1 protein-coding gene is annotated in these 348 nt (G+C 73.3%); it reads left to right on the plus strand.

Translation table 11 applies throughout. From position 1 onward, the window contains the following. Nucleotides 1-151 precede the first annotated feature (151 nt). A partial coding sequence (locus UK12_RS33990) for a hypothetical protein (RefSeq protein ID WP_045307080.1) occupies nt 152-348 on the plus strand: 197 nt, incomplete at its 3' end.

Consider the following 348-nt stretch of genomic DNA (forward strand, 5'->3'; position numbering starts at 1 on the left):
ACGTAGGTGCGCAGGTCGGGGATCCGCCGCCCGACCGGGCTGACCGCGCTGTCGAGGTCGTCCTCGGTCACCACGCGGTACGTCACGTGCACGGTCGTCCCGGTGATCCCGTACATGTTGACCAGCCGGGTGTCGCGGTTGGCCGGGCCACGTGGCCCCCGCGCGAGCCGGGCAGTGGAGGGAGGGCGTCGAGGACGGAGAAGCGGGAGCGCGGGAGGCGGCGCACGCCGGCGACCTGAACCGGACCGGCGGGGAGAACGGCGACACGGGCGGATGCATCGCCGAGTCCGACATGCGCGAGTGGATCGACGGCACGGTCCGGGTGATCGAGGACCTGCCGCCCAAGCG

It is taken from the genome of Saccharothrix sp. ST-888, from assembly GCF_000955975.1.
Taxonomy (GTDB): domain Bacteria; phylum Actinomycetota; class Actinomycetes; order Streptomycetales; family Streptomycetaceae; genus Kitasatospora.